General features: G+C 72.7%; 19 protein-coding genes. 13 read left to right on the top strand and 6 right to left on the bottom strand.

Features of this window, described 5'->3' with window-relative positions:
* Positions 1 to 198 precede the first annotated feature (198 nt).
* From NFU81_RS17220 to NFU81_RS17200, 5 genes are all read left to right on the top strand, one after another.
* Entirely contained in the window at positions 199 to 1,458 is a 1,260-nt protein-coding gene (locus tag NFU81_RS17220) for an EfeM/EfeO family lipoprotein (protein WP_422665219.1), read from the top strand.
* On the top strand, positions 1,455 to 2,717 hold the full coding sequence (gene efeB, locus NFU81_RS17215) for an iron uptake transporter deferrochelatase/peroxidase subunit (protein ID WP_251490661.1): 1,263 nt from the start codon (positions 1,455 to 1,457) through the stop codon (positions 2,715 to 2,717). Before NFU81_RS17220 ends, efeB begins: the two co-directional genes overlap by 4 nt.
* Before the next feature lie 183 nt (positions 2,718 to 2,900).
* Entirely contained in the window at positions 2,901 to 4,847 is a 1,947-nt protein-coding gene (locus NFU81_RS17210) for an alkaline phosphatase family protein (RefSeq protein WP_251490658.1), read from the top strand.
* Positions 4,848 to 5,048: 201 nt separating this feature from the next.
* Entirely contained in the window at positions 5,049 to 5,741 is a 693-nt protein-coding gene (locus NFU81_RS17205) for a maleylpyruvate isomerase family mycothiol-dependent enzyme (protein ID WP_251490655.1), read from the top strand.
* A gap of 431 nt (positions 5,742 to 6,172) precedes the next feature.
* The gene (locus NFU81_RS17200; protein WP_422665218.1) at positions 6,173 to 8,800 is read left to right on the top strand and encodes a discoidin domain-containing protein; all 2,628 of its coding nucleotides are present in this window, start codon (positions 6,173 to 6,175) and stop codon (positions 8,798 to 8,800) included.
* Between the two features lie 130 nt (positions 8,801 to 8,930).
* Here NFU81_RS17200 and NFU81_RS17195 read toward each other — a convergent pair whose 3' ends face one another.
* Positions 8,931 to 9,695 (bottom strand): class I SAM-dependent methyltransferase, encoded by a 765-nt coding sequence (locus tag NFU81_RS17195; protein WP_251490652.1) that lies wholly within the window; start codon positions 9,693 to 9,695, stop codon positions 8,931 to 8,933.
* 171 nt (positions 9,696 to 9,866) lie between these two features.
* Here NFU81_RS17195 and NFU81_RS17190 point away from each other — a divergent pair, with 171 nt between their 5' ends.
* Positions 9,867 to 10,289: a hypothetical protein gene (locus NFU81_RS17190; protein ID WP_251490650.1), complete on the top strand. Its 423-nt coding sequence runs from the start codon at positions 9,867 to 9,869 to the stop codon at positions 10,287 to 10,289.
* 25 nt (positions 10,290 to 10,314) lie between these two features.
* On the opposite strand, the gene NFU81_RS17185 is transcribed toward NFU81_RS17190, so the two are convergent.
* From NFU81_RS17185 to NFU81_RS17175, 3 genes are all read right to left on the bottom strand, one after another.
* Entirely contained in the window at positions 10,315 to 10,878 is a 564-nt protein-coding gene (locus NFU81_RS17185; protein ID WP_251490647.1) for an FUSC family protein, read from the bottom strand.
* A 99-nt stretch (positions 10,879 to 10,977) separates the two neighbouring features.
* On the bottom strand, positions 10,978 to 11,472 hold the full coding sequence (locus tag NFU81_RS17180) for a DUF5709 domain-containing protein (RefSeq protein WP_251490644.1): 495 nt from the start codon (positions 11,470 to 11,472) through the stop codon (positions 10,978 to 10,980).
* A 304-nt stretch (positions 11,473 to 11,776) separates the two neighbouring features.
* Positions 11,777 to 12,400 (bottom strand): alpha-ketoglutarate-dependent dioxygenase AlkB, encoded by a 624-nt coding sequence (locus NFU81_RS17175; protein WP_251490641.1) that lies wholly within the window; start codon positions 12,398 to 12,400, stop codon positions 11,777 to 11,779.
* A 91-nt stretch (positions 12,401 to 12,491) separates the two neighbouring features.
* Between NFU81_RS17175 and NFU81_RS17170 the strand changes: the two genes are divergently transcribed.
* Positions 12,492 to 14,036 (top strand): ATP-dependent DNA ligase, encoded by a 1,545-nt coding sequence (locus NFU81_RS17170; protein WP_251490637.1) that lies wholly within the window; start codon positions 12,492 to 12,494, stop codon positions 14,034 to 14,036.
* A gap of 425 nt (positions 14,037 to 14,461) precedes the next feature.
* On the opposite strand, the gene NFU81_RS17165 is transcribed toward NFU81_RS17170, so the two are convergent.
* A complete protein-coding gene (locus NFU81_RS17165) occupies positions 14,462 to 14,839 on the bottom strand; it encodes a hypothetical protein (protein ID WP_251490635.1) in 378 nt (125 codons plus the stop codon).
* Positions 14,840 to 14,957: 118 nt separating this feature from the next.
* Between NFU81_RS17165 and NFU81_RS17160 the strand changes: the two genes are divergently transcribed.
* On the top strand, positions 14,958 to 15,359 hold the full coding sequence (locus NFU81_RS17160) for a YchJ family protein (protein WP_251490633.1): 402 nt from the start codon (positions 14,958 to 14,960) through the stop codon (positions 15,357 to 15,359).
* A 31-nt stretch (positions 15,360 to 15,390) separates the two neighbouring features.
* Here the strand turns inward: NFU81_RS17160 and NFU81_RS17155 are convergent, their stop codons facing one another.
* Positions 15,391 to 16,653, bottom strand: a complete 1,263-nt coding sequence (locus NFU81_RS17155) for an MFS transporter (protein WP_251490820.1) — start codon at positions 16,651 to 16,653, stop codon at positions 15,391 to 15,393.
* Positions 16,654 to 17,042: 389 nt separating this feature from the next.
* Between NFU81_RS17155 and NFU81_RS17150 the strand changes: the two genes are divergently transcribed.
* The 5 genes from NFU81_RS17150 (at position 17,043) to NFU81_RS17130 (ending at position 21,780) form a co-directional block, all read left to right on the top strand.
* Positions 17,043 to 17,216, top strand: a complete 174-nt coding sequence (locus NFU81_RS17150; protein ID WP_251490630.1) for a hypothetical protein — start codon at positions 17,043 to 17,045, stop codon at positions 17,214 to 17,216.
* 237 nt (positions 17,217 to 17,453) lie between these two features.
* Complete coding sequence (locus NFU81_RS17145; protein ID WP_251490627.1) at positions 17,454 to 17,672, top strand: DUF5133 domain-containing protein; 219 nt, start codon at positions 17,454 to 17,456, stop codon at positions 17,670 to 17,672.
* Positions 17,673 to 17,870: 198 nt separating this feature from the next.
* Entirely contained in the window at positions 17,871 to 18,602 is a 732-nt protein-coding gene (locus NFU81_RS17140) for a chaplin (protein ID WP_251490624.1), read from the top strand.
* A gap of 141 nt (positions 18,603 to 18,743) precedes the next feature.
* Complete coding sequence (locus NFU81_RS17135) at positions 18,744 to 19,829, top strand: S-(hydroxymethyl)mycothiol dehydrogenase (RefSeq protein ID WP_251490621.1); 1,086 nt, start codon at positions 18,744 to 18,746, stop codon at positions 19,827 to 19,829.
* A 184-nt stretch (positions 19,830 to 20,013) separates the two neighbouring features.
* Positions 20,014 to 21,780, top strand: a complete 1,767-nt coding sequence (locus NFU81_RS17130; protein WP_251490618.1) for an ABC transporter ATP-binding protein — start codon at positions 20,014 to 20,016, stop codon at positions 21,778 to 21,780.

Here is a 21,780-nt window from a genome sequence, read left to right as displayed (position 1 = left end):
CGCCCCGCGCCAGGAGCATTCACCTGAGCCGGGCGGACAGCGCGGGGGCCGAAAACCCCGGTAAGGGCACCCTTAGGTGGCTGGCTGGTGAACTGGCGCGGAATTGTGGATTCCCGCCCGTCACCAACCGCATGGCGCAGCCAACCGGTGCTTAGCATGAGCCGCACCGATCCACTGCACCGAAACTGGAGGTCCGGCGTGTCCGCCGAACCTGACGGCATAGAACCGCCACACCCGCCCTCGTCCTCCCGGACGCACCTCGTCCGCCGGTGGCAGGCCGCAGCCGCGGTCGTCGTGGTCGCCGCCGCGGTGACCGCCACCGTGCTGGCCGCCGGCTCCGGGGGTGGTTCCCCGCGGACCGACGCGAAGGCCACCGCCCCGGCCGACGGGCTGCGGCACACCGCGGTCGAGGTCTCGACCGGCACCTGCGGCCGCGGCTGGAGCCGGCCGCAGGCCGGCACGCAGGTCTTCGACCTGCACAACACGTCGGGCACGGCCTCCGAGGTCGACCTCACCGACCCGCGGACCGGCAGGATCTTCGGCGAGGTCGAGGGCCTGGCCCCGGGCACGACCCGGCCGATGACCGTCGACCTGGGCAGCGGCAGCTACGCGTTCAAGTGCCTGCAGGACGACACCGACGCGGTGACCGGGCCGACCGTCGTGGTGGCCGGCAGGCAGCCGCAGGGACCCGCCGCCGCCCCGGTCAACCAGCACGACCTGATCCCGCCGACGCTGGCGTACCAGAAGTGGGTGGGGCAGCGGATCGGCGAGCTGGCGGCCGGCACCGGCACCCTGAAGGCCGACATCGACCGCGGCGACCTGGCCGCCGCCCGCCGCGACTGGCTGCCCGCGCACCTGGTCTACGAGCGGATGGGCGCCGCCTACGACACCTTCGGCGACGCGGACGCGGCGATCAACGGGACCGTGGCCCGTACCCCGGGCGCCGTCGACGACCCGGACTTCGCCGGATTCCACCGGATCGAGTACGGCCTGTGGCACGGCGAGTCCGCGGCCTCGCTGCGCGCACCGGCCGCCGCCCTGGACAGCGCGGTGCGCACCCTGCGGGACGGCTGGTCCGAGGCGCGGATGGACCCGGCGGCGATGGGCCTGCGCGCCCACGAGATCATCGAGAACGCCGAGCAGTTCGAGCTGACCGCCCGCACCGACTACGGCAGCGGGACGAATCTGGCCACCGCCCGCGCCAACGTCGACGGCACCAGGGCGATCCTCGGTCAACTGCGCAGCCTGCTGGTGCCCCGCGACGCCGGGCTGGCCAAGCTCGACGCGGCGCTGGACCGTACGCAGGCCGCGCTCGACGCGCAGCAGCACGGCGGCACCTGGACGCCGGTGGACAGGCTCACCCACGCCCAGCGCCAGCAGATCAACGCCGACTTCGGCGATCTGCTCGAACAACTCGCCCCGGTGGCGGCGATCTTCGAAGTACGGAGGACGGCATGACCGACAACCCGCACAGCGACCTGCACCGGCGCGGTTTCCTGCGCGGCGCGGCCCTGGGTGTCGGCGCGGTCGGCGCGGTGGCCGGCGGCGCAACGGTCCTGGCCGGTTCGGCCGCCACCGCCGCCACCCCTTCGGCGACCTCGCCCGCCGCGCCCGCCCGGCGCAAGGCCGGCTTCCACGGGGTGCACCAGGCGGGCATCGTCGAGGACGTCCAGCTGTCCACCGCCTTCCTGTCCCTCGACGTCACCGCGGCCGACCGGCGGGAGCTGACCGAGCTGCTGCACACCGTCACCGAGCGGGCGCGCTTCCTCACCTCGGGCGGTACGCCCGCGGCGCTGGGCATCACCGACTCGCCGTCGGACAGCGGCACGCTGGGGCCGCAGGTGCCGGGCGACGGGCTGACGGTGACCGCGGGCGTGGGCGCGTCGCTCTTCGACGGGCGGTTCGGGCTCGCCGACCGCAAGCCGCTGCGGCTGACGCGGATGCCGGCCTTCGACGACGACGACCTCGACGAGGCCTGGTGCCACGGCGATCTGAGCCTCCAGCTCAGCGCGCCGCACGCGGACACCGTGCTGCACGCGCTGCGCGACATCGCCCGCAACACCAGGGGCGGGATGCAGGTGCGCTGGCGGATGGACGGCTTCACCAGCCCGCCGCGGCCCAGCGGCACCCCGCGCAACCACCTGGGCTTCAAGGACGGAACGGCCAACCCCGAGGTCGCGGACCCGGCGGTCGCCGACCACCTGGTGTGGGTCGGCGCCGGGGCGGAGCCGGCCTGGACGGCGGGCGGCTCGTACCAGGTGGTGCGGCTGATCCGGATGCTGGTCGAGTTCTGGGACCGGGTCTCGATCACCGAGCAGGAGCGGATGCTCGGCCGCACCCGGGACACCGGCGCCCCGCTGGACGGCTCGCACGAGTTCGACACGCCGAAGTTCTCGCAGGACCCGGCCGGCGACGTCATCCCGCTGGACAGCCATATCCGGCTGGCCAACCCGCGGACTGCGAAGACCGAGAACTCCCGCCTGCTGCGCCGCGGTTACAACTACGACCGGGGCATGGACAGCAACGGCAACCTCGACATGGGGCTGGTCTTCGTCTGCTACCAGCAGGACCTGGAGCGGCAGTTCGCCGCCGTGCAGCAGCGACTCGCGGGTGAACCCATGGTGGACTACATCTCACCTTTCGGTGGCGGCTACTTCTACGCTCTGCCGGGAGTGCGCGACCGCACCGACTGGCTCGGGCGCGCCCTGCTCGCCTGAGGCCGGCGCCCGATGGGCAAAAGGCAGGTCAAGACTTGCCCTGGATTTACTGACCCGCTGTTCACCCGGGCGCCACCACCGTGCCGTTGCCATGTCGCGGACCGACCGGACGATCGCGTTCGACAACGTGCACGAATCCACAGCGGCACGCGTAAAGCGCCACTTAGCGGAGGCTGAGAAAGCATGAGCACCACGGGCGGTACGAGCAGGAGAAGAGGGGCCGGTTCGCGCAAGCGCGCGGCACGCCTGGCGGCGTTCGCCGGGGCTGCGGCACTCGTACTGGCGGGCGGCGCGGCCCCCGCCTACGCCGACTCGGACAACCACGGCGGCGGCAGCGGCAAGACCGCCACGCCGATCAAGCACCTGGTCGTCATCTTCGACGAGAACATCTCGTTCGACCACTACTTCGGCAGCTACCCGGTCGCGGCCAACACCGACGGCACGAAGTTCACCGCGGCCAAGAACACGCCGAAGGACATCGACACCCTCAGCCACGCGGGCCTGCTGAAGAACAACCCCAACCAGTACGCCCCCAAGCGGCTCACCCCCCAGCAGGCCGTGACCTGCGACCAGAACCACAACTACGGGGCCGAGCAGTACGCCGCCAACGGCGGCAAGGCCGACTCGTACGTCCAGAACACCGAGACCAGCACCTGCTCGGGCGGCCTGTTCGGCGAGCCCGGCCTGGTGATGGACTACTACGACGGCAACACCGTCACGGGTCTGTGGAACTACGCCCAGCACTACTCGCTCGGCGACAACTCGTACAGCACCACGTACGGTCCCTCCACCCCGGGTGCGCTGAACCTGATCTCCGGCCAGACGCACGGCGTGATCTCGGTCGACCCCAAGTCGGGCACCGAGAACCCCCAGCAGACCGCGAAGCCGGACCCGTACACGGTCCTCTCGCCGGACGCCAAGGGCGTCGGCACGGTCATCAACGACCCCGACCCGGCCTTCGACGACTGCTCGGACGCCAGCCACGCCGGCAGCAACGCGCTGGCCGTGATGCAGGGCAAGAACGTCGGCGACCTGCTCAACAAGCAGGGTGTGACGTGGGGCTGGTTCCAGGGCGGCTTCCGCCCGTCCACCCCGTGGGACGGCAAGTCCGGCGACTACGCCAGCTGCCAGGCCAGCACCCACACCAACGTGGGCGGCGCCTCCTCGGTGGACTACAGCCCGCACCACTCGCCGTTCCAGTACTACAAGTCGACGTCGAACCCGCACCACCTGGCGCCGAAGAACACCGCCGAGATCGGCCACAACGGCCAGGCGAACCACAACTACGACCTGACCGACTTCGACGCGACGCTCAAGGCGGGCAACCTGCCGGCCGTCAGCTTCCTGAAGGCGGCCGAGTTCCAGGACGGCCACGGGGCGTACTCCGACCCGATCGACGAGCAGAACTTCCTGATCAAGGAGATCAACCAGCTCCAGCAGTCGCCGGAGTGGAAGGACACCGCGGTCGTCATCTCCTACGACGACTCCGACGGCTGGTACGACCACGCGTACGCCAAGCCGCAGAACGGCTCGAAGGACACCACGGTCGGCTCCAACGGCAAGACCGTCGACAGCCCCGCCTGCCAGGCGGGTCCCGCGTCGGCCGGCGGCTACGCCGACCGCTGCGGCCCGGGCACCCGGCAGCCGCTGCTGGTGGTCTCGCCCTACAGCAAGGTCAACTCGGTCGACCACACCCGCACCGAGCAGACCTCGATCACCAAGTTCATCGAGGACAACTGGAACACCGGGCGCATCGGTGACGCGGCCTTCGACAGCCGTGCCAACTCGCTGTACGGCGCCTTCGACTTCAAGCACCCGAACAACAAGCAGGTGCTGCTCAACACCGACGGCTCGGTCAAGTCGGTCAAGCCGATCAGCAGCCACGGCAACGGCGGCTCCAACGGGGGCTCGAACGCCAACGGCGGCGGCAACGGCAACGGCGGCTCCACCGGCGGCCACGGCTCCGCGACCGGCGGCTCGGGCAACAACGCCGTCACCCAGACCCTGGCCGAGACCGGCGGCTCCTCGCCGGTCATGCCGCTGGGCATCACCGCCGGCGTGCTGCTGGTCGGCGGCGGCGCGCTCTACTACGCCCGCAGGCACCGCCGTCAGGCCGTCACCACCGCCTGACGACACGCCGGCAGCGCCCGGCAGCACCACGCACACCGAACCGGCACCCTCACGCCGGTTCACCAAGGCCGCCCCGGCACCGCCGGGGCGGCCTTCGCGCGGCGGGCACCGCTGGCGTGTCGCCGCGGCCGGGGCGCCGCGGCGACACAACGGCCGCGTCGCAACAGGGCCTCACGACACGCCGGGTTTAGGCTCAGCTGTATGGAAACCGCCGGATATCTCCCCGCGCTGCTCCGAGAGACCGATGCCTTCCGCGGCACCCTGCTCGGCGACCTGACGGCGCAGGTCGAGCACTGCGGCAGCTGGACGCTGTACGACCTGGCCAACCACCTGGGCGCGGGCAACCGGTGGGCGGCCACCGCGATCACCGCCCACCACCCCGGGCACCGCTCCCCCGCCGCACCGCGCGAACCGGCCGCGCTGCTTAGCTGGTTCGACCGGCAGACGGCGGTGCTGCTCGACGTACTCGACGGCGACACGGCCGCCCCGGCCTGGACCTTCCACCCGCCGCACACCGTGGGCTTCTGGCAGCGGCGGCGGTGCCTGGAGACCCTGGTGCACCGCTGGGACGCCCAGCACGCACTGGGCGCCACCGAACCGCTGGACCCCGAACTGGCGGCGGACGGGATCGCCGAGGTCTTCGACACCTTCGCACCCCGCCAGATCGAGGCCGGCCGGGCCGCGGCCCCGGCGTGCGCGGTGGGGTTCGAGGCGACCGACACCGGCAGCTCCTGGACGTACGGGCCCGGCGCGCCGGCCGCGTCGGTCAGCGGGGCGGCCGGCGACCTGCTGCTCATGCTCTGGGGCCGGCTGCCGGCCGGCGACCCGGGCCTGGTGTGGAAGGGCGACCGGGAGGCGGCGGGCGCGGCGCTGCGCGGGCCACTGGTCGCCTGACCCGGGCCGGCGGAACGGACCCGCCGCTTCCGCGTTCATGAACTGAAGGCACCTCACGACCCGGCCGCGACCCGCCACTTGCCCGAGCGAGGTGCGGCAAGAGTGACGGCGGAGGCGTTTTCCGAACACCCTCAGCGATACGCGCTGGTCACCGCGTCAAGTTCAAACCCTGTCGCAAGTTACGGGACATTTGCCTGAGTTGTGGACGCTTCACCGTTTCGCCACCCCTGCTTTGTGCACAACTCTTGACATGGATGAAACACAGGGAGAAACATCGCCGTGTGCGTCGGGAGAGCGCTCTCATTTCTACCCGGTTTCCACCGGGAGAGCGCTCACCGGGACGTGAACTGCCCTGTTTTCCTCGTCCGGCCGCGCGACGGCCGGACGCGCACCCCACTGCTCCCCCACCTGTGGAACCAGGAGAGTTGCCCATGCTCGCTCCCCCCACCGGTACGGCCGCACTGAGAACCTCGGTGTTGTCGAACCGGCGCAAGACGGCCGCGGCGGTCATCACGGCGCTGATCGCCTCGCTGCTGCTCTTCGTGCCCATGCGCTCCGCGCATGCCGCCGACACCCTGCTGTCGCAGGGCAAGACCGTGACCGCCTCCTCGACGGAGAACGCCGGTACTCCGGCGTCCGCCGCGGTGGACGGCAACACCGGCACCCGCTGGTCCAGCGCGGCGGCCGACCCGCAGTGGCTGCAGGTCGACCTCGGCGCCACCGACACCATCTCGTCCGTCACCCTCAACTGGGAGACGGCCTACGGCAAGGCCTTCAAGATCCAGACGTCGGCGGACGGTTCGAACTGGACCGACGTCTACTCCACCACGACCGGCACCGGCGGCGTCCAGACGCTCGCCGTAAACGGTTCCGGGCGCTTTGTCCGGATGTACGGGACCGCCCGCGCCACCGGCTACGGATACTCGCTGTGGGAGTTCCAGGTCTACGGCTCCACGGGCGGCGGCACCCCGCCGGCCGCGGGCACCCTGCTCTCGCAGGGCAAGACCGCCACCGCGTCCTCGACGGAGAACGCCGGCACCCCGGCGTCCGCGGCCGTCGACGGCAACACCGGCACCCGCTGGTCCAGCGCGGCGGCCGACCCGCAGTGGCTGCAGGTCGACCTCGGCGCCACCGACACCATCAGCTCGGTGACGCTCAACTGGGAGTCCGCGTACGGCAAGGCCTTCAAGATCCAGACGTCGGCGGACGGTTCGAACTGGACCGACGTCTACTCCACCACGACCGGCACCGGCGGCAACCAGACGCTGAACGTCACCGGCTCCGGCCGCTACGTCCGCGTGTACGGGACCGCCCGCGGCACCGGCTACGGCTACTCGCTGTGGGAGTTCCAGGTGTTCGGCACCGCCGGTGACGGCGGCCCGACCACTCCGCCCACCGACCCGGGCGGCCCGATCCAGGGTGGCGGCGACCTCGGCCCCAACGTCAAGGTCTTCGACCCCTCGACCCCGAACATCCAGGGCCAGCTGGACACGATCTTCCAGCAGCAGGAGAGCAACCAGTTCGGCGACGCCCGCTACCAGGTGTTCTTCAAGCCGGGCACCTACAACGGGCTCAACGACCAGGTCGGCTTCTACACCTCGGTCTCGGGCCTGGGCAAGAACCCCGACGACGTCCAGATCAACGGTGACATCACCGTGGACGCGGGCTGGTTCAACGGCAACGCCACCCAGAACTTCTGGCGTTCGGTGGAGAACCTGGCGGTCAAGCCGGTCAACGGCACCGACCGCTGGGCGGTCGCGCAGGCGGCTCCCTTCCGCCGCATCCACGTCGAGGGCGGCCTGAACCTGGCGCCCAACGGCTACGGTTGGGCCTCCGGCGGCTACATCGCCGACAGCAAGATCGACGGCACCGTCGGCCCGTACTCGCAGCAGCAGTGGTACACCCGCGACAGCGCCATCCAGGGCTGGACCAACGGCGTGTGGAACATGGTGTTCTCGGGTGTCCAGGGCGCTCCGGCGCAGGGCTTCCCGAACCCGGTCTACACGACGCTGAACACCACGCCCGAGTCGCGCGAGAAGCCGTACATGTACCTGGACGGCAGCGGCAACTACGCGGTGTTCGTGCCGAACCTGCGCACCAACGCCAGTGGCGTGTCGTGGCCGAACACCCCGGGGACGTCCATCCCGCTGAGCCAGTTCTACGTGGCCCACCCGGGCGACACCGCGGCGCACATCAACGCGGCGCTGGCCCAGGGCCTCAACCTGGTCTTCACGCCGGGCATCTACCACGTGGACCAGCCGATCAACGTGACCCGCGCCAACACCGTGGTGCTGGGCCTGGGTTACGCGACCGTCGTGCCGGACAACGGCGTTGACGCGGTCAAGGTCTCGGACGTCGACGGCGTGCGGCTGGCCGGCTTCCTGATCGACGCGGGTGCGGGCAACTCGCCGCAGCTGCTGCAGGTGGGCGCGCAGGGCTCGACCGCGAGCCACGCGGCCAACCCGACCACCATCCAGGACGTCTTCGTCCGGGTCGGCGGCGCCCGTCCGGCGCAGGCGCAGACCGCGTTCGAGATCAACAGCAACGATGTGATCATCGACCACACCTGGATCTGGCGGGCCGACCACGGCAGCGCACCGACCGGCTGGACGGTCAACCCGGCCGACATCGGCCTGAAGGTGAACGGCAACAACGTGCTGGCCACCGGGCTGTTCGTGGAGCACTTCAAGAAGTACGACGTGGAGTGGTCCGGCCAGGGCGGCAGGACGATCTTCTTCCAGAACGAGAAGGCGTACGACGCCCCGAACCAGGCGGCGGTGCAGAACGGCAGTGTCCGGGGCTTCGCCGCGTACAAGGTGGACGACAACGTCACCACGCACGAGGGCTGGGGCCTGGGCAGCTACTGCAACTACACCGCGGACCCGACGATCATCCAGGACCACGGGTTCGAGGCGCCGACCACCGCGGGGGTCAAGTTCCACGACCTGCTGGTGGTCTCGCTCGGCGGCATGGGCCAATACGCCCATGTCATCAACAACACCGGTCCGGGAACGTCCGGCACCGGCACGACGCCCTCGACGGTGACGTCGTACCCGTAACCGATCGGCCGGGCGACCGACGGCCTGATCCGATGCGGTGACCCGAGGGGCCGCCGTCCTGCCACAGGACGGCGGCCCCTGCTCCGTGTCCGGGCGCCGCGCCCGGCGCGGCAAGACCCCACCGGCGGGTTCACGCCGCCGGTTTGCGGGCCTCGACCAGCATGCGGGTGGAGCGGGTGACGAACGGGCCCTCGGCCGTGATGCGGTCGTGCAGGTCGCGCAGCCGGTCGCGGTAGCGGTCGACGGTGAAGCCGGGCACCATCCAGATCACCTTGCGCAGGTAGTAGACCACCGCGCCGATGTCGCCGAACTCCATCCGCAGCGTCTCCGGGCGCAGTTGGACCAGGTCGAGGCCGGCCGCGGCCACGCCTTCCCTGGCCCGGTCCGGGTGCCGCGGGCCGCCGAGCGCGCCGGGCTGCGGCCCGAGGAAGAACTCGGTCAGTTCCACCGCGCTGCCCGGGCCGACCTGCTGGGAGAAGTACCTCCCGCCGGGCCGCAGCACCCGGGCGATCTCGTCCCACCACACGGTGACCGGGTGCCGGCTGACCACCAGGTCGAAGGCCGCGTCGGCGAAGGGCAGCGGCGGCTCGTCGGAGTCGGCGACGACGACGGCGCCGCGCGGGTGCAGCAGCGCGGTGGCCTTGGCCAGGTTCGGCGGCCAGGACTCGGTCGCGGCCATCAGGGGCGGCAGCCGCGGGACGCCGGCGAGCACCTCGCCGCCGCCGGTCTGGATGTCCAGCGCGGCCGTGGCCGCCGCCAGCCGCTCCCCCATCGCCCGCTGGTAGCCCCAGGAGGGGCGCTGCTCGCTCGCCCGCCCGTCGAGCCAGGAGAAGTCCCAGCCGTCCACGGACACCGCGTCGGCCTCGGCCACCAGGTCGTCGAATTCGCGTGCCATGCTCCCAGGATGGCCGCGGGCCGGCTCCGGTGGCCAGCGGATTTCCCGCGGGTCCCGCGGGCCGGCTGGGAGGGCGGGCCATTCCCGGGCGGGAATTGTCCGGCCCGCGCGGGCGCAGCACAGTCGTCAGGCGCGACACAGCGCACGACGACTCCCAGCAAGGTGGTACCGATGGCCGACATCGATCTCGACGCGTTCGCATCCCGCTACATCGCGGTGTGGAACGAACCGGACCCCGGCGCGCGGCGCAAGGCCGTCGAGGAGCTGTGGTGCGAGGACGCGCTCCAGCTGCTCCAGCCGCCGCAGGTGATGCGGGAGGCGGCGGAGAAGGTGGGGATGCGGACCGTCGTCATGGAGGCGCGCGGCCATGACGCGCTCGAATTCCGGGTGCGGACGGCGTACGAGGAGTTCGTCGCGCCCGGCGCCGCGGACTTCCGGGTCCGCGGTGACGTCCAGCGGCTGCACGACCTGGTCAGGTTCAGCTGGGTGTGGGCACCGCTGGACGGTGGCGAACCGCAGGGCGGCGGGCTGCAGGTGCTGCTGCTCGGCCCTGACGGGCGGATCGCGACGGACTACCAGTTCATCGGCCTGTGACAGGCCCCGGCGGCGGCCGGCGCCGTCAGCCGGGGAAGGCCCTGGCCAGCCGGGCGCTCTCCAAGGGGGAGAGCTCGCGGTCGATCGCCGGGACCAGACCGCGCTGCTCGTGGCCGACGTACTGGTCGATGGCCGACAAGGTGCCGCCCGCCGTCAGGGGGTAGGTCCCCTCGGGGAGCTTGCCTGATATCAGGTAGGCCAGCTCGCGCTGCAGCTCCTCGCCCTCGGCGCGGTCCTCGCGCACGACGGCGCCCGTCTCGCCGTGCTTGCCCTCCAGCGCCTGGCGGGCGGTGACCTCGGTGGCCTCGCAGTGCCTGGCCAGCGCGTCGGCCAGCGGCCGCAGCTCGCCGCGGGACGGGGTGCCGCGGTGCCGCAACCGCTCCAGCAGGGTGTGCACGCCCGCGCCCGACGCCACCACCCGGGCCGACAGGCCCTCGTGGTGCGTTCGGGCCTCCACGACGGCATGCGAGTCCGCCCGGGCCCGGTCGTCGAAGAACTCGGCCTCGGCCCGGACGTTCGCCGGCCCGCTGATGCGTTCGTGGCCGGCGGGAACACCGGCTGTGTCCTGGGGCTTCAACAGTTCGCTCATAGCACCGGCTCCTTGCCTTCCTGCGGCGTCACGGACTCGCACCGCCCGCCCCGCTCCGCCCCCGGCCGTCGCCGGCCGGGCCGCGAGCGGGACGCGCGGTCACGCCTCGTCGTCGTCCTCCTCCAGCGGCCAGTCCGCGTCCTGCACCACGTGCACCGCCGCCTCCTCGGCGGAGGCCGCGCCGCCGTCGATGCCGACGTCCTCGCCGACCATGCCGTCCAGGCGGCCGCGCACCCCCTCGTCGGGGCCGACCAGCCGGCCGGACCGCAGCTCGCCCGCCTCGATGTCGACCAGCTCGCCGTCGGTGTCGGTCGCGTCGCCCAGGCCGTCGTCCGCGCTCACCCCGATGTCGGGGCGCTCGCGCGGCAGCCGCTCGTCCAGGGTCTCGCCCGCCTGCTGCTCGGCCGCCGTGGTGCCGATCTCGTCCACGCCGAAGGGCCGCTCCGGGGGCGAGTAGCCCTCGTCGAGCACTTCGGCGATCCCTCGGTCGTCCAGGGTGTCCTCGGGTTCCAGCGGCCCGGTGTCCTCCTGGATCTCGCTGCCGTCCGGCTGGTACACGTCGTCGCCCATGGTGCCGTCGATCCGCTCGCTCATGTCGCCGCACCTGCCTCACCCGGCGGCCGAAGGTGTACGCCGGCCGCCACCGCCCGCAGGACGGCGGCCTGGTCTGCTGCGGGGGATGCGGTTCGCACGGAACACCACGTCCTTCCTGCTCGGGGTGGCCACGCCTCGTGTCACCACGACAGCCTCGTCCACCCGCGCGCCTGCCCGCCCGTCCGGGGCGGAAACCGGCCTGGGCCACCGCCCGGCGAATACTCCGAACGGCCCCCCTCCATCATGCGCGCGAACCCGCACCCCGCGCCTGCGGACGCCTCCCGGGCGGCCGGGACCGGGACCGTCAGGCCACGCCGCGGGGGCGGAACTGCACGCTGATCCGGCCGCCGACCGCCGCCCGGGTCTTGGGTATCGCGTGGTCCCAAGTGCGCTGGCAGCTGCCGCCCATCACGATCAGGTCGCCGTGGCCCAGCGGCACCCGGGAGGCCGGGGCGCCGCCGCCGCGCGGGCGCAGCAGCAGCGGCCGGGGGTCGCCCAGCGAGAGGATCGCGACCATCGTGTCGTGCGTGGCGCCGCGCCCGAAGCGGTCGCCGTGCCAGGCGACGCTGTCCCGGCCGTCGCGGTAGAAGCACAGGCCCGCACTGACGAAGGGCTCGCCCAGCTCCGCCGCGTAGTGCGCGCTCAGCAGGTCGCGGGCCTCGGTGAGCACCGGGTCGGGCAGCGGCTCGCCCTCGCCGTAGTGGGCGAGCAGCCGCGGCACCGCCACCTCGTTGTCGTACATGGTGCGGCGCTCCTCGCGCCACGGGACCCCGGCGGCCAGCTCGGCGAAGAGGTCGTCGGCACCGCTCAGCCAGCCGGGCAGCACGTCCGTCCAGGCGCCGCGGCTCAGCTCGGTGCGCCGCGCCTCGTCCAGGCTGCCGAGGACCGGTGCTCCGGTGGCGAAGAGGGATGTCTGCTGATGGGCCATGGCTCCACCATAACCTCCATTCGCACATCATTTCGATTACCCGTTCGAGTGAACCCGCGCGCTTCGTCCCGGGGCGTCGCAGGATGGAGACATGCTCTTCGCCGAGGTCGCCCGGGTCTCGCGGGAGGTCGCCGGCACGTCGTCGCGGTCCCGCAAGACCGCGCTGCTCGCCGGCTTCTTCCGCGACGTCGGGCCGCAGGACGCGCCGATCGCCATCGCCTACCTCGCGGGACGGCTCCCCCAGGGCCGGCTCGGCGTCGGCTGGGCCGCGCTGCGCGACCGGGCGGCCCCCGCGGCCGTCCCCTCGCTGACCGTCGCCGAGGTGGACGCGGCGCTCACCGCGGTCGCCGCGGTCTCCGGCCAGGGCGCGCAGGCCGGGCGGCGCGGCCTGCTCCAGGACCTGCTGGCCGCGGCCACCGCGGCGGAGCAGGAGTATCTGATCGGCCTGGTCACCGGCGAGGTCCGGCAGGGCGCGCTCGACGCGGCCGCGGCGGAAGGCCTGGCGGCGGCCACCGGTGCGGATTCCGCCGACGTCCGGCGTGCGGTCATGCTGGCCGGGGCGCTCGAACCGGTCGCGGAGGCGCTGCTGGCCCGCGGCCCCGCAGCGCTGGCCGAATTCCGGCTCGCCGTGGGCCGGCCGCTGCTGCCCATGCTGGCGGCGTCGGCCAAATCCGTGCCCGAGGCCGTCGCCAAGGCCGGCGGGCCGTGCGCCGTCGAGGAGAAGCTCGACGGCATCCGCGTCCAGGCGCACCGCGACGGCGACGACGTGCGGCTGTTCACCCGCACGCTCGACGACGTCACCGACCGGCTGCCCGAGGTCGTCGCGACCGTGCGCGAACTCCACGGCCGGCGGTTCGTCCTCGACGGGGAGGTGCTCGCCTTCGACGCCGACGGGCGCCCGCGGCCCTTCCAGGAGACCGCGGGCCGGGTCGGCTCCCGGGTCGACGTGGCCGCGGCCGCCCGCGCCATGCCGGTACGCGCGGTCTTCTTCGACGTGCTGTACGCGGAGGACCGGGACCTGCTGGACCTGCCGTACGCGGAGCGCCGGGCGGAGCTCGACAGGCTCGTCCCCGAGCCTGTCCGGGTGCGGCGGGCCGTCGTCGCCGATCCCGGTGACCCGGCGGCGCTGCGTGCGGCGGAGGACTTCATGACGGCGACGCTGGGGCGCGGCCACGAAGGGGTCGTCGTCAAGGGTGACGGCGGTCCTTACGCGGCAGGGCGCCGCGGGGCCTCGTGGATCAAGGTCAAACCCGTCCACACGCTGGACCTGGTGGTCCTCGCCGCCGAGTGGGGGCACGGGCGGCGGACCGGCAGGCTGTCCAACCTGCACCTCGGGGCGCGGGGCGAGGACGGGGCCTTCGTCATGCTGGGGAAGACCTTCAAGGGGCTCACCGACGCGGTGCTCGCGTGGCAGACCGAGCGGCTGCTCGGGCTCGCCGTCCGGGACGACGGTCACGTGGTGACCGTCCGGCCGGAACTCGTCGTCGAGATCGCCTACGACGGTGTCCAGACCTCGCCGCGCTATCCCGCCGGGCTCACCCTGCGGTTCGCGCGCGTCGTGCGCTACCGGGAGGACAAGTCGGCGGACGAGGCCGACACGATCGACGCGGTGCGCGCGGCGCACGCGCCGCCCTGACCCTCCCCCCGGGCTCCCGCCCGGCCCCTGGGGCGGCTGCCAGTTGCTGTGGCGGTGCCTTCTTCCCGCCGCCTCGGCTGGTCGCGCAGTTCCCGCGCCCCTGGGTGGCAGCCCCCTCCCGCTACGTTCACAGCGCCGCTCCGCTGCGGCTCCTCGCGCAGTTCCCCGCGCCGCTTTGGGCCTGCGTCCTCCTAGGCCAGGCGAGGGCTTCTGCCAGGTGCCTTGCCGCCTGCCGCAGAGGGCACGCGTTTTCCAGGGGCGCGGGGAACTGCGCGACAAGCCACGACCGACCGCACGCAGGCAACGCACCGCAAGGGGCAAGCCCTGAAGGGGCGCGGGGAACTGCGCGCGCGACCCACCGCCGGGGGAAGGCGGCAGGCCGCCGCAAGGGGCACCCCCTCACGGGCGGGCAACCCCGCAGGGGCTCAGCGGAGGCGGAAGGTGACTTCCTCCTCCTGGTCGCCTGAGGCCGTGCCGACGACCGTGACGGCGAAGGACCCGGCGAGGGCCCCGCGGAGGCGGTCGACCGCGTGGTAGCCGCCCTGCGCGTTGAGGGTGACCGGCTCGCCGAGATGGGCCTGGCCGCCGGGGAGGGCGAGCGTGCGGGACACGTCGAAGGTGGCGGTCCAGACGATCGGGCCGCCGTCCGGCGCCTCCCCGGGCGCGTCGTCCGCGTCCCGGTCGCACGCGAAACTGGTGTGCAGCGCGTCGAGCACGGTCCCGGCGTCCTCCTTGGCGCAGCTGTCGAGGGTGACGGTGACCTGGGCCGAGGGCTCTGCCGGCTGCTCTGATGCCGTACTCACGGGGGTGTCCTTCCGTTGTGCGGGATGCTGCTGTCCCGCTCAGCGCATTTCCGCTCAGGCGCGGACGAAACACCTGTTGCTGCGAATGGCGCAGCGCCCGTCCGCGACAATCGGGGGCATGTCTGCACGCATGCCCGCCCCCTGCCCCTGCGGCCTGCCCGCCGCGTACGACGACTGCTGCGGTGCTCTGCACGCCGGCCGCGGTGCGGCCGTGACGGCCGAGCAGCTGATGCGGTCGCGCTACAGCGCCTTCGCCGTACGCGACGCCGGCTATCTGCTGCGCAGCTGGCACTCCTCGACCAGGCCGCGCGAGCTGGCCTTCGACCGGGACGTGCGCTGGACCGGCCTGGAGATCCTCGGCTCCACCGGGGGCAGCGCCTTCCACACCGAGGGCACGGTGGAGTTCCGGGCGCACTACCGCAGCGGCGGAGCGGCGGGCGAGCAGCACGAGGACAGCCGCTTCGTCCGGGAGGACGGCAACTGGGTCTACGTCGGCGAGGCGGCGCGCCCCGGGCGGTGACCGCGGGCCGCGGGCCGCCCGCCCGCAGGGGTCAGGCGACCGGGCGGCGGGAGTCGTAGGAGACGAAGCTGCGCTGGAAGAGCGCGATGAGCGTGATCGCGGCGATGCAGGCCAGGCCGCCGCCGACGACGGCGGTGGTCGGGGAGAAGACGTCGGCCGTCGTGCCGGCGAGGAAGTCGCCGAGACGGGGGCCGCCGACGACGACCACGAGGAAGACGCCCTGGAGGCGGCCGCGCATGTCGTCGGGGGCGGCGGACTGGAGCATGGTGTTGCGGAAGACCATGCTGACGGTGTCGGCGCAGCCGGCGAGGGCGAGGAAGCACAGGCCCAGCCAGAGGTTGCGGGTCAGGCCGAAGACGGCGACCGCGGCGCCCCAGGAGGCCACCGCGACCAGGACCGCCATGCCCTGGCGGCGTACCCGCCCGTACCAGCCGGAGAAGACGCTGCCCAGCAGGGCGCCCACCGCCGGCGCGGCGGCCAGCAGGCCGACCGTGCGGGTGTCGCCGCCGAACCACAGCCCGGCGACCGCGGGGAAGAGCACCCGGGGCTGGGCCAGCACCATGGCCGCCAGGTCGGAGACGAACGTGGTCCGCAGGTTGGGCCGGGCGCCCAGGTAGCGCAGGCCCTCCATGACCGAGGGCCGCCGCTTGGCGGTCCCGTCGCCGTCGCCCGGCAGCATCGACGGCAGCCGCCACATCGCGTAGAGCGAGGCGGTGAAGGCGGCGGCGTCGATCAGATACGCGGCCTGGTAGCCCCACAGGCCGACGAAGAGGCCGCCGAGCATGGGTCCTGCCATCTGGCCGACGCCGCCGGCCAGCGAGGCCAGCGCGTTGGCCGCGGGCAGCTGCTCGGGCGGCAGCAGCCGGGGGATCATGGAGGAGCGGGCCGGGGAGTTCATGGCGAAGCAGACCGCCTGCAGGGCGACGATCGCGTAGAGCACCCCGACGGACCGTACGTGGGCGATGGCCACCGCGGCGAGCGCTGCCGACAGGACGGTGGCGCCGGTCGCGGTCACCAGGCCGAGCCTGCGGCGGTCGACGGCGTCGGCGACGGCACCGCCGTAGAGCCCGAAGACGATCAGCGGGACCAGCGAGCACAGGCCGACCAGGCCGACGTAGAAGCTGGAGCCGGTGATCGCGTAGACCTGGAGCGCGACGGCCATCGCGGTCATCTGCTGGCCTATGTACGACACGGTGTTGCCGAACCACAGCCGCCGGAAGTCCGCGTGCTCGCGCAGCGGGCCGATATCGGCGAGCAGCCGGTTTCTGCGCCCGGTGGACGCCTGGGCCGGTATCGCTGACCCGGATGGCCCAGTCCGGTTTTTGCGGTCCTTCTCGCTCTTGAGCACGGGAAACGGTAGCAACAGTGCCCAGTGCTGCGGCGGCCGGGTCGTCTCCCGGCGGTTGTACGGACGGCGCCCTGCGGTTGAACCGGAGGCAAAACCGGCTGGTGGCAGCGGGGTCGCCGGGAATACGCTGTGCGTGACGAGCAGGCCCCAGGGGAAGTACCGGCCCCTCGGGCGCCCCCGTCCCGGAGCGAGTCGCCACCTCGGCCACGACTCCGGCTACCGCAACAGGCGCCACCGCGTCCGCACCGCCCGAATTTGGAATCCATCCGGGCGTCCGACGCAGGGCCATGGCCGCGTAGGGCGCAACCGGTCGACGCGACGCTAAGGAGTGCGCGGTGTCACGAGATCAGCTCAAGCGCAAAGAGACATCGGCGGAGCAGGGCGGCGAGACCGCCACGCTCCTCGAGGACGAAGGCCCCCTGGACACCTGGTCCAGGTGCGCACCGATCCGTCTCGCGGGATACGAGGACGATCTGTCGGAGACGCACATCCTGCGCAGTATCGACTAGTCGACTCAATCCACGAACGGCGAACAGCGCCAGGCTCCCGCGGGCCGGGCGGGGGACATTCATCCAGGTCCCCCGCCCGGCCCGCAGCCGTGCGCGGCCTCCGGGCCGCGCCGGTGCGCCGGCCGGGGGCGGGAGGAGCCGATGAGACCTGCGCGACACTGCGCGTGTATCGCGCATGCACACTGCCGGGAGCGGGCATACGGGGGGCGACTTCACCGATCTTCGAGGAGTACCACGATGCTGATGGCCCACCCGACCGTCCTGCGGAACCTGGTGGCACGTTACGAGTCGCTGACCGCAGGCGCCGCAGGCCCCGACAGCACCGACCCACGCATCGAGCAGCAGCTGCGGGACACCGCCTACACGTTGTGCGTGACAACCGGCACCCGGGAGATCGGTGCGGCGCTCGCCGCGGCCCGGGAGCGTATCGAGGACCAGGACGCGGCCGCTGCCTGACGGTCCACCACTTCCGATCGGCGGTACGGAATTTCACCTCCCCACCTCTTCCGGTGTGAATATCCGGCTGTCACAACCGGCGGGCAGAAGAAACCCGTTGGGATGAAATTGCCCGGCGGCATGACCCGATTGGCCCTCCGGGGCGTTGTCACGGTGCGGGCATACGGCCCGTGATGATGTCCGGAAGGCAGGAATCGTATGAACAGGCTCGCCCGAAAGGGACTTGTCTCCGCGATGGTCGCCGGCGGCGTACTCGCCTCCGCGGGATACGCGCAGGCCGATGCGGCCGCCGAAGGGGACACCGCGGGTTCGCCGGGAGTCCTGTCGGGCAATTCGGTAGAGGTTCCCGTGCATGTGCCGGTGAATGTGTGCGGGGACACGATCAACGTCGTCGGCCTGCTGAACCCGGTGTCGGGCAACGCGTGCGCCAACCGGTCCTCGTCGGCCACGTCCTCGGTGTCGGGGACGTCCGGCGCGTCCGGGTCCAAGAGCGCCGCCCGCCCGGCCCGGCACGCCGGTGCCGCGGCCGACGAGTCGGCGGCCGCGGCGGGCAGCCGCTCGGGCGGCGGCGCGCACGCCGCGGGCAGCACGCACGGCTCCCCGGGGGTGCTGTCGGGCAACGGGCTGCAGCTGCCGGTCGACCTGCCGCTGAACGTGTCGGGCAACTCGGTGAACGTGGTCGGCATCGGCAACCCGTCCTTCGGCAACACCGCGGTCAACGACGACGCGCCGCCCGCCCCGCCGGCCCACGCTCCGATCCCGGCACCGCCCGCCGACCTTCCCGAGCCGGTGTCGCCCGCCGCTCCCGCGGCGCCGACGCTGGCGCACACCGGCGCCGAGGGCGTGGGCACCGCGGTCGGCGGCAGCCTGGCGCTGCTGCTCGGCGGCACGGTCCTCTACCGCAGGGCCAGGGCCACCGCCCGGCGCTGACCGCGGGGTTCGCGGCGGCCGCCCGCGCCCGGCACGTCCGGCGGGCGCGGCACCACCCGGTCGGCCGCCGCCGCGTACTGCCGAAGGGGCGTCCCCGGCGCCTATGGTCGGCGGTGGGACGTCGCGAAGGAGGGCTCAGCCATGGCACAGGAAGTCCGCGGGGTGCTCGCGCCCGGCAAGGGCGAGCGGGTGCGGATCGAGACGGTCACGGTGCCTGACCCGGGTCCCGGCGAGGCGGTGGTGCGGGTCCAGGCGTGCGGGGTCTGCCACACCGACCTGCACTACCGGCAGGGCGGGATCGGCGAGGACTTCCCCTACCTGCTCGGGCACGAGGCCGCCGGCCTGGTCGAGGAGGTCGGGGACGGCGTCACCGAGGTTGCGCCCGGCGACTTCGTGATCCTCAACTGGCGTGCGGTGTGCGGCCGGTGCCGGGCGTGCCGGCGCGGGCGGCCCTGGTACTGCTTCGACACCCACAACGCCCGGCAGAAGATGACCACCGCGAACGGCACGGTGCTGACCCCGGCCCTGGGTATCGGCGCCTTCGCGGAGAAGACCCTGGTGGCGGCCGGGCAGTGCACCAAGGTCGACCCGTCGGTGTCGCCGTCGGTGGCCGGGCTGCTCGGCTGCGGGGTGATGGCCGGGATCGGCGCGGCGGTCAACACCGGTGCGGTCGGCCGCGGCGACTCGGTCGCGGTGATCGGCTGCGGCGGGGTGGGCAACGCGGCGGTCGCCGGCGCCCGGCTGGCCGGCGCCGCCCGGATCATCGCGGTGGACCTCGACGACCGCAAGCTCGCCACCGCCTCCGCCCTGGGCGCCACCCACACCGTCAACTCCCGTGACCGGGACCCCGTCGAGGCGATCCGCGGGCTGACCGGCGGCCATGGCGCCGACGTGGTGATCGAGGCGGTCGGCCGCCCCGAGACCTACCGGCAGGCGTTCTACGCCAGGGACCTGGCCGGCACCGTCGTGCTGGTCGGGGTGCCCACCCCGGAGATGCAGCTGGAGATCCCGCTGCTGGACGTCTTCGGCCGCGGCGGCGCGCTCAAGTCGTCGTGGTACGGCGACTGCCTGCCCTCGCGCGACTTCCCGATGCTGATCGACCTGCATCTCCAGGGGCGGCTCGACCTGGGCGCGTTCGTCAGCGAGACCATCGCGCTCGACGAGATCGAGGACGCCTTCACCCGCATGCAGGCCGGCGACGTGCTGCGCTCCGTCGTGGTGATGTGACCGCGGGCGGCTCCCCGACCAGCGGGTCCCGCCGGTAAAGGCCCGGGCGCCGCAGGCCGCCCGGGCCATAGGGTGGATGCGCGCACATGAACGCCTTCAGCACCTCAGCGCCGAGGTGCCGATCGGTGCGCCCGGAACCGCACTTAACCGCATCACCGCGAAGACGTGATTCGAGGAGCCTGCAATGGCGTTGCCGCAAGGCACGCTCAGCCACCGCTACCGTGGCGAGCACCCCGTAAGAACCCTCCTCTACCTCTTCCACCCCGACCGGCGCCGGGTCGCCCTGGCCGTCGCCGCGTTCTTCGGCAAGCACACCCCGGTGTGGCTGCTGCCGCTGATCACCGCCAACGTCGTGGACGTCGTCGTCCAGCACCGCCCGATCTCCGTGCTGTGGTGGAATTCCGCCGTGCTGCTGGTGATCCTGGTGCTCAACCTGCCGCTGCACATGGCGTACGTCCGCTGCATGCAGGGTTCCATCCGCCGCACCGGCACCCGGCTGCGGACCGCGCTCTGCCACCGGATGCAGCAGCTGTCCATCGGCTACCACTCCCGGGTCAGCGCCGGTGTGCTGCAGGCCAAGGTGATCAGGGACGTCGAGGCGATCGAGACCGCGGCGCAGCAGACCGCGGACAACGGGCTGGCCGCGATAGCCACGCTGACCGGCGGGCTGGTGGTGATCGGCATCCAGGCGCCGGCCTTCCTGCCGGTCTACATGGTCGTGGTGCCCGCCTCCGCCGTCCTGGTGGTCAAGCTGCGGCGCCGGCTGCGGGAACGCAACGAGTCCTTCCGCCAGCAGGTCGAGCAACTGTCCTCGCGGGTCAACGAGATGACCGCGCTGATCCCGATCACCCGCGCCCACGGCCTGGAGAACACCGCGCTGCACCGGGTGGACCGCACGCTGGGCGAGGTGCTGCACGCCGGCCTGCGGCTGGACCGGCTCAACGGCTGGTTCGGCTCGCTGGCCTGGATCCTGCTCAACGCGATCGGCGTCGCCTGCCTGGCGGGCTCGGCGCTGGTCGCGTACTACGGCTGGCTGAGCATCACGCCCGGCACGGTGGTGATGCTCAGCGCGTACTTCTCCAGCCTCACCGGCTCGGTCACCACGCTGCTGACCCTGACCCCGCAGATCGGCAAGGGCCTGGAGTCGGTCCGCTCGATCGGCGAGGTGCTGCAGGCGCCCGACCTGGAGCAGAACAACGGCAAGGCGCCGGTGGCCGGTGTGCTGGGGCGGTTCGAGTTCCGCGGCGTCGGCCACACCTACCCGGAGGCGGACCGGCCGTCGGTCAGCGGCTTCGACCTGGATGTGCGGCCCGGTGAGACGATCGCGCTGGTCGGCGGCTCGGGAGCGGGCAAGTCGACCGTGCTGAACCTGGTGATCGGCTTCCTGCGGCCGACCGAGGGCAGCATCCTGCTCGACGGTGTCGACATGGAGACACTGGATCTGCGCGACTACCGCAGCTGGCTTTCCGTGGTACCGCAGGAGTCGATCCTGTTCGAGGGCAGCATCCGCGAGAACGTCACCTACGGCATGGACGACGTGCCGGAGGAGCGGGTGCGGGCGGCGCTGCGGGACGCCAACGCGCTGGAGTTCATCGACCGGCTGCCGCACGGCCTCGACACGGTCGTCGGCGAGCGCGGCGCCCGGCTGTCGGGCGGGCAGAAGCAGCGGCTGGCGATCGCCCGGGCGCTGATCCGCGACCCCCGGGTGCTGATCCTCGACGAGGCCACCTCGGCGCTCGACTCGCGCTCCGAGGCGCTGGTGCAGCAGGCGCTCACCCGCCTGGTGCGCGGCCGTACGGTCTTCGTGGTGGCGCACCGGCTGTCCACCATCAGGAACGCCGACCGGATCGTGGTGCTCGACGGGGGCCGGATCGCGGAGATCGGCTCGCACGCCGAACTGCTGCGCGGCGGCGGCGCGTACGCGGGCCTGCAGGCCGCCCAGCTGGCCTGA

This window comes from Actinacidiphila cocklensis (assembly GCF_907177275.1).
Lineage (GTDB): Bacteria > Actinomycetota > Actinomycetes > Streptomycetales > Streptomycetaceae > Actinacidiphila > Actinacidiphila cocklensis.
Note: the sequence above shows the minus strand (reverse complement) of the source record. Positions and strands in the feature narration are given on the sequence as shown.